The sequence below is a fragment of the Chamaesiphon polymorphus CCALA 037 genome, assembly GCF_003003845.1.
In the GTDB taxonomy this organism is placed as follows: Bacteria; Cyanobacteriota; Cyanobacteriia; order Cyanobacteriales; family Chamaesiphonaceae; genus Chamaesiphon; species Chamaesiphon polymorphus.
In genome coordinates this window covers 1-7,753 of the sequence record NZ_PVWO01000267.1, presented here as the reverse complement: position 1 = coordinate 7,753, position 7,753 = coordinate 1, and the positions used below count along the sequence as shown (strand labels likewise).

Sequence of the window (7,753 nt, the reverse complement as noted above, 5' to 3'; positions counted from 1 at the left end):
GGATTAGGGGGGATTGTGGGATTGGGGCTAACTGGGCTGGGGAGCATCTGGTTAACTCAGCAGTCGCTTCAACCAATTCAACGGAATTTACAACAACTGCAACAGTTTACTGTTGATGCCTCCCATGAATTACGCAGCCCCCTAACCGCTGTAAAAATTGAGGTTGATGGGCTGCGGAGCGATGTAGCAGATTTGCTGCCCGTCGATCGACATCGAATTGAAGTAATCTCCAAAGGTATCGAGCAAATCCGCTATTTGGTTGAAGATTTATTGCTATTAACTCGGCTGGATGTGAATCTCGGTTCTCAAGAGCGGCAACCGATCGCGATCGACGAAATCTTAGAAGATCTGTTGGAATTACTAGAATCCCAGGCACAAAAGAGACAAATCACCCTCAATTCTAAGTTGTTATCTCATGTTTGTGTCAATGGCGATCGCACTCAGCTACCACGCCTGTTTCGGAACTTGCTAGATAATGCCTTAAAGTATACACCTAGTGGTGGAACCATAACGGTGACAATGGATCGGGTAAAAGGTGCTGTTAATGTCAAAATTATCGACACGGGAGTGGGGATCGCTGAGGCACACTTGCCACTGGTGTTCGATCGATTTTGGCAGGCAGATATTGATGGCGCAGGCGATCGCGGCGGATTAGGTTTGGGATTAGCGATTGCCCAGTCGATTGCCCGATCGCACCAAGGTGAGATTCGAGTTGATAGTCAGTTAAATCGGGGTAGTTGTTTCCACGTAAAACTGCCATTAGCTTAGAATTATTCATTTCCTCCCGACTTCCTTCCTTCTTTTCTATATACTTTGGGTATTCGATCGCTAGAACAGGCTAGATCGATACATACCCCGATCTACACCCCCAACAATAGTTATGGTGCGAATATGGCAATTGTTGCGCGCTCGGTTATTGCTAATGATGACCAATATTTATCAGATGGTCGCCACTCCAGCATCAAATTCCACTGACGCACCAGAAACTTTTGTTGCTTTAATAGCTCGATCCTCTACATCTGAGAAATCTGATTTGATGGTTTTAAAATTAATTGTTGAATTGACTAAAATTGCGATCGAAGCAGATAACTTAGATGCAGCAAAAACTGAATTTGCTGAGTTTGAGGCATATTGGCGACAGACAGCAGATTTGGTAAAGGCTGGTAATATGGATGCTTATCAAGCCATTGAAGATGTAACACGGTCGATAGCGAACGGCATTGCTAACCAGCAAAGTAATGAAATTTTATTAGCCAAATTACTAAAACTTAGAGAGAGTATCGATCTAGCAAGTGATGTATTATCTTCAAATTAGATCGCCCAAGGTTTCTAAAACTATACCTTGGAGGATCGCACATAGAACCACTCCAACCCAACTCACTCTCGATTTACAACAACATTCATTAATGGATATGAAAATTTTACAACTTTTCTGTGGTAGCCTGATAGCTTTTAGCATCACTAGCTGTACGAGCAAACCAGCCTCAGTCGAAAATTCGATCGCGACAACCAAAACAGTTACTTCAGCACCGCAAAATACAGCATCTGGTTTTACTGCTTTGCTAGAAGTAATTAGATCGACTGAAAAAGCGATCGTAGCAGGTAGATTAGATAGAGCAAAAATTGAATTTACTAAATTTGAAAACTCATGGAAAACGGTAGAAGATGGAGTCAAGTCTAAATCCGCTGATACGTATAAAGCGATTGAAAATGAAGTAGGATTAGTAAATAGCGGCATCGCCAGCAAACAAAGTAAGGATATATTGCTAACTAACTTGCAAAAACTCAAGCGAAGTATCATCAAAGCTAGTCAGCAACAAAGTATTAGCAATTCTCAAGTTGGTAATCTTATCTAGCTACTAATTGTACATAAGCTGTTTCACATCTAATTTTTTGAATTAATTGCTGGCAGTAATGGTTCTAGAATGCCAGCAAAGTGGTTTTAATATCAGAAGCTTAGTTGAGAATATAAGTGATTCAGCACTATTTAATTTAACAATCGATCGAGATTACTAGTGATGTTTTTTTCATCTAATTTAAAACGTTTATTCCGCAAATATCACCGTGGCTTGGCTTCGATTATTTTTATCCCCTTGATTTTGACTGTTGTTACAGGAACGATTGCAACTATTGTGACAGAATGGCAATTGAATTTGGGGGTTTCACGGAGTCTTTTAATGGCAATTCACACGGGCGAAATTTTTCATCTCCAAGCAATTTATCCTGTGCTTAATGGGATCGGGACACTTGGACTGTTAATTACAGGGATTACCATGACTGGTGTGTTCAATCGCAAGAAAAATTATATAGACTAGTAAACTGATGAGTTTTCAAACTGCGCGACCGTATACATTTTTGTCGATCGGGGCTGCGCTGATGACAATCGCGTTAAAAACTGGAGCCTATTTTTTGACTGGCTCAGTGGGACTATTATCTGATGCGTTAGAATCTGGCATCAATTTAGTGGCTGCACTAGCGGCATTTTGGGCACTATCTTTTGCCGCAACTCCCGCTGATGAAGATCATCCTTTCGGGCATAATAAGGCGGAATACTTTTCGAGTGGATTGGAAAGTATTCTGATTTTCATTGCTGCAATTGGGATTGCTGTAGTAGCGGTGGGGAGATTGTCTTCGCCCCAACCGCTCGAACAGCTCGGTGTGGGGCTGTTCCTGACATTAGTTGCCACTGCGATTAATGGCGGGGTAGCGTGGATTCTATTGCGGGCGGGGCGGCGATTGCGATCGATTACGCTGCGTGCTGATGCCCATCATTTATTTACCGACGTCTGGACTTCTGGCGGTGTCATTCTCGGCATCTTTCTCGTCAAGCTGACGGGTTGGCTGATTCTCGATCCGATAATTGCTTTGTGCGTTGCGGCAAGTATCCTCGTATCGGGAGTAAAACTGCTCGAAGAGACGGGCGCAGGATTGCTCGATACATCGTTACCAGTAAAGGAACGCGCTCGAATTACGCATATTTTTAGTAGGCACGAACCACAAGGTATCCGCTTTCACGCTCTCCGCACGCGAGTATCTGGTTCGCGACGATTTGTGACGTTTCACGTATTGGTACCAGGAAATTGGACGGTACAGCAGGGGCACGATCTCTGTGAAGATGTCGAAGCAGCGATCGTCGAGGCTCTACCAGGTACTAATGTAGTTTCGCACATGGAACCGCTCGAAGATCCCAAATCCTGGACGGATCTAGAACTCGATCGATAGATCGATAATTTGACTTTTTGAAATTGGCGATCTATAACCGCAGTTGCTGTAAGATCCGTGCAATTTGCCCTACTCTCAGGTTCGAGGTTCTTTTCAACTAAATATTCAGTTTTCAGTAGATGGTTGAACTGGCTGCACTCAAAATCAAATATTTGTTGACTTCTAAAATATGATCTTTCTGAGTTCTTAACATTTATTGCCTAACATCAGTAGCATTGGACACACATTCAGGAATTCACCCGATGAAACCCTTAGTAAAAGATAATCTCGTTGCCATAGCGATCGGGGCTACCGCTATTTGCCTCTGTTGCCCCGCACGGTCACCTTAAAGTGACTGAATTTGAAGATGGTCAGACCAATAATGATACGGAAAAACTCTGAACATTGGAAGTTAAAGCCATTTAATTACAGTCGATCGATAGTTTTATCTTCATAGGGTGGTGATAATTACGATCGGTCGATTTATTTATAAAGATTGAGAATAATCCAAACTAAATCATTGAAATTAAGTGCCGACAGCAGATCGAAACTTAATCGAGAGCGAATATATTTATGAATATTTTACTAACAAGTGTCGGCAGAAGAGTCGAACTAATGAAAGCTTTTCGGAGATCGATGAGTCGATTTAACATCAATGGTAAGATAATTGCTGCCGATTCAAAGCAAAATGCTCCAGCTTGTTTTATCGCCGATACAGTCGAACTCGTACCTAAAATTAACGATCCTACTTATATAGACAGTTTACTAGATATTTGCACTTTCTATTCGATCGATTTACTGATTCCGTTAATTGACACAGAACTGCATCTCCTATCACTCCATCAACAGCAGTTTCGAGATCGGGGTGTAACTCTACTCGTTTCATCAGTAGCAACAAATGAGATTTGCTATAGCAAAAATCAGACAAGTATCTTCTTTGAGAACATTGGTGTTAAAACACCTAAAATTTATAAATTAGATGAAGTTACCGAGCTAGATTTACCACTGATCCTCAAGCCCGATACAGGTAGTTCTAGTGTTGGAGTATATGAGGTTCGGAATCAAGTAGAGCTAGAATTCTTCTCAAACTATGTTGAAAATGCGATCGTTCAAGAGCTAATCACTGGTGAAGAATATACGATCGATATTTTAGTTGATTTTCAAGGTCGGGTAATATCGATCGTTCCGAGATTAAGAATAGAAACTAGAGCGGGTGAAATTAGTAAAGGGATTACTGTTAAAAATCCAGCTTTAATTGCTGCGGCAAAACAAGTAGTCGAATCTTTACCTGGCGCGATCGGTTGTATTACCGTACAGTGCTTTTTACAGTCTGACGGTGAAATTGTATTTATCGAAATTAACCCGCGTTTTGGTGGGGGCTATCCTCTATCCTATCGAGCAGGAGCAGATTTCCCTGGCTGGCTGATGCAGTTATGTACGGGTAAATATCCTCAAGTAGCGATCGATGAATGGGAAGATGGTTTGGCAATGTTGCGGTATGATGATGCCATTTTTGTCAAGGCTGATGACATTTTATTTAACTATAACCCAGCACAAATTTCTGTCGAAGTTACAAATTAATATTACAAGTATTGCAATCTATATCCACAGGTACGTTTTTTTATCAAATCGCTAAACACTATCTGATGCTTAATACAATTGTAAAATGGTCGATCGCCCAACGGTGGCTAATAGTCATCGCATCCCTGCTAATTAGCATCTGGGGCTGGCGTGTATTGGGACAAATGCCTTTAGATGTATTCCCCAGCTTTGCGCCGCCACAGGTCGAAATTCAAGCTGATGCGCCTGGATTAGCCCCCGAAGAAGTCGAATCACTAGTAACGCGCCCGATCGAGAGTGCTATCAACGGTACGCCTGGATTAGAATCTCTGCGCTCCTCTTCAGCGGTGGGGATTGCTTCAGTCAAAGCTGTATTTAACTTACAAACAGATATTTATCGCGCCCGTCAACTCGTCACCGAGCGGCTCCAACGGGTGCAGAGTATTTTACCCAAAGGTGTCGGACAACCAGAGATCTTACCCGTGAGTTCGCCATTGGGTTGGACGGTAAAGTATGCCTTTTCGGGTAACAATATGATGGAAGTCTGGCGGGCGGTAAATTGGGATGTTCGCAACCGCCTGTTAGCCGTACCAGGGGTGAGTAATGTCTTCCTTTACGGTGGCGATGAGCGTCAATATCAGGTGCTAATCGATCCAGATAAACTTAAAGCATTTAATGTCTCGGTAGCTGACGTTACCAAGGCTGTCCAGAATTCTAATGCTAACGTCCCTGGGGGATTTTTGATTAGTCCCGATCGAGAAATGTTAGTGCGGGGGATTGGTAGGATTGAATCGATCGAACAACTCCAAAAATCAGCAATCAAAGCGATTAATGGCGCACCAGTATTATTAGAGCAAGTCGCCGATGTCAAAATTGCCCCCGCACTGCGCCGTGGCGACGGATTATTTCGCGGTAAACGGGCGTTGATTTTAACAGTTATAAAACAGCCCGTCGCCGATACACCGACAGTAGTTAAAGCTGTCGAAGCAGCAATGGCAGAGCTAAAAGCGGGACTACCGAAAGATATCACCTTTACTAAAACTTTCGACCAAGATCTATTTATTGAAGCATCGATTAAAAATGTCGAGGATGCTTTAAGAGACGGGACAATTATTGTTTCGGTAATCTTAATTATCTTCTTGATGAACTGGCGGACGGTGCTGATTAGTTTGAGTGCTTTACCACTGTCATTATTACTCGGATTAATTATTCTAAACTGGACGGGACAGGGTTTAAACACCATGACGCTGGGTGGTTTAGTCGTCGCGATCGGATCTGTAGTCGATGATGCGATCGTGGATATGGAAAATGTCTATCGACGGTTACGAGAAAATCAAGTTGCTGCTCACCCACTTCCACCGCTCCAAGTGGTATTTAATGGCTCGGTAGAAGTGCGGGTGAGCGTATTATTTTCAACAGTAATTATCGCGGTTGTCTTCGCTCCCATTTTCGTATTATCGGGTGTAGAAGGACGAATTTTTACACCGATGGGGATGGCTTATTTACTCTCGATTTTGGCATCGACGTTAGTTGCTTTGACGCTTACTCCCGCTCTTTGTGCTTTACTCCTAGCCAACCGTAGACTATCTAGTTCCGAAACTTTTGTCGAGAAAATGGCACACCAGATTTATCGACCCTTGCTGCTACTGGCGATGAAATTTCCGAAGATAGTCCTGGGGATATCCCTAGCTGGATTTGTCGCTGCAATGGTCATTTTACCTGGCTTGGGAAAAGTCTTTTTACCAGAATTTCAAGATCGATCTCTAGTCAATGCGCTCACACTTTATCCTGGACAATCATTGGAATCGACAGACCAAGCTGCGCTGGCAGTAATGTCGGCTTTCAAAGATGATAAACGCTTTGACACCATGCAGTTTCGAGCGGGTTTCGCTCAAGGTGATGCTGATGTGGCTGGTGTTAATTCTGGTGAATTAGATGTCCAAAATGGTAGCGGCCCAAGTACGATTAATCGTGAAAATGTATCAAGGTTGATTATTGTCTCCTCCAATGTTGCCGGAAGAGACTTAGGTTCGGTAATTGCTGATGTGCGATCGAAAGTCAAAGCCATCACTCTTCCCAGCGGCTATTACGTCCAATTCGGCGGTCAGTTTCAAGCTCAAGAGCAAGCCACTCAAACCTTAATTGTCGCTGGATCTTTTTCGTTAATTGCGATCGCAGTTCTCATCTATTTCGCTGTCAATTCTATTCCCGCTACGCTGATGATTATGATTAATCTCCCACTCGCCCTCATCGGTGGCGTAATTGCTGTTGCTAGCAGTGGGGGGATTATCTCAGTCGCGTCAATGGTGGGCTTCATTACTCTGTTTGGAGTCGCCACTCGTAACGGATTGCTACTCGTCGATAACTACAATCATCGACTCGCTCAAGGACTCCCCTTGAGCGAGGTAATTGTCGAAGGCTCCATGGAACGACTGGTCGCAATTCTGCTGACTGCGCTAGCTTCCGCTCTGGGGATGGTGCCGCTAGTAATTGGTTCTGGTGCTGGTAAAGAGATTTTACAACCGTTGGCGGTGGTGGTGTTGGGCGGATTATTTACGTCTACTGCGCTCACGCTGCTAGTTTTACCTGCGCTATATTCACTATTTGGTCGATTTATTGTGAAGAAAAATAACGCACAGAATCACAATTTAAGTGCGATCGCAGAACTGGACTGATTATGTATTTTGTACTTATTCTTCATCGATCGAAATTTCATCTAAATTTCATAATAAACAATTATAGTGATTATTGTCCAAGTCAGAAGCTCGCAATGATGAGAAAAAGTTTCACGAAAACAACCTTGACTAATGTGCTCCCAATTAATCATACCGCTATAATTTTAGGATTGCGTTTGGGGACTAAATTAGATAGCCAGCGATCGGTCATCGATCGATCGCTAGTTGCACAAACCGATCCCATTCCTCCCTATGACGATCCTTTATATTGATGAGATTGAAATTTTGGATGTCAAATAGGGGCGATCTTCTAGAAA

At 43.0% G+C, this 7,753-nt stretch carries 7 protein-coding genes; all 7 read left to right on the top strand.

The genetic code is table 11. The features are described from left to right. On the top strand, positions 1–768 hold a 768-nt coding region (locus C7B77_RS18480), incomplete at its 5' end, for a sensor histidine kinase (RefSeq protein WP_146138390.1). A gap of 112 nt (positions 769–880) precedes the next feature. Next, positions 881–1,315 carry a hypothetical protein gene (locus C7B77_RS18475; protein WP_106308081.1) on the top strand — a complete coding sequence of 145 codons (435 nt, stop codon included), beginning with the start codon at positions 881–883 and terminating at the stop codon, positions 1,313–1,315. Positions 1,316–1,412: 97 nt separating this feature from the next. Next, the gene (locus C7B77_RS18470; RefSeq protein ID WP_146138389.1) at positions 1,413–1,856 is read left to right on the top strand and encodes a DUF4363 domain-containing protein; all 444 of its coding nucleotides are present in this window, start codon (positions 1,413–1,415) and stop codon (positions 1,854–1,856) included. A gap of 162 nt (positions 1,857–2,018) precedes the next feature. Beyond that, positions 2,019–2,315 (top strand): peptidase, encoded by a 297-nt coding sequence (locus C7B77_RS18465; protein WP_106308075.1) that lies wholly within the window; start codon positions 2,019–2,021, stop codon positions 2,313–2,315. 7 nt (positions 2,316–2,322) lie between these two features. Further along, complete coding sequence (locus C7B77_RS18460) at positions 2,323–3,222, top strand: cation diffusion facilitator family transporter (protein WP_106308072.1); 900 nt, start codon at positions 2,323–2,325, stop codon at positions 3,220–3,222. Positions 3,223–3,774: 552 nt separating this feature from the next. After that, on the top strand, positions 3,775–4,782 hold the full coding sequence (locus tag C7B77_RS18455) for an ATP-grasp domain-containing protein (protein WP_106308069.1): 1,008 nt from the start codon (positions 3,775–3,777) through the stop codon (positions 4,780–4,782). Between the two features lie 65 nt (positions 4,783–4,847). Continuing rightward, complete coding sequence (locus tag C7B77_RS18450) at positions 4,848–7,436, top strand: efflux RND transporter permease subunit (protein ID WP_106308066.1); 2,589 nt, start codon at positions 4,848–4,850, stop codon at positions 7,434–7,436. Positions 7,437–7,753: the final 317 nt, after the last annotated feature.

Coding starts and splice junctions, on each gene's coding strand:
- C7B77_RS18475 (WP_106308081.1), top strand. CDS start 881: ATGGTGCGAATATGGCAATTGTTGCGCGCTCGGTTATTGCTAATGATG.
- C7B77_RS18470 (WP_146138389.1), top strand. CDS start 1,413: ATGAAAATTTTACAACTTTTCTGTGGTAGCCTGATAGCTTTTAGCATC.
- C7B77_RS18465 (WP_106308075.1), top strand. CDS start 2,019: ATGTTTTTTTCATCTAATTTAAAACGTTTATTCCGCAAATATCACCGT.
- C7B77_RS18460 (WP_106308072.1), top strand. CDS start 2,323: ATGAGTTTTCAAACTGCGCGACCGTATACATTTTTGTCGATCGGGGCT.
- C7B77_RS18455 (WP_106308069.1), top strand. CDS start 3,775: ATGAATATTTTACTAACAAGTGTCGGCAGAAGAGTCGAACTAATGAAA.
- C7B77_RS18450 (WP_106308066.1), top strand. CDS start 4,848: ATGCTTAATACAATTGTAAAATGGTCGATCGCCCAACGGTGGCTAATA.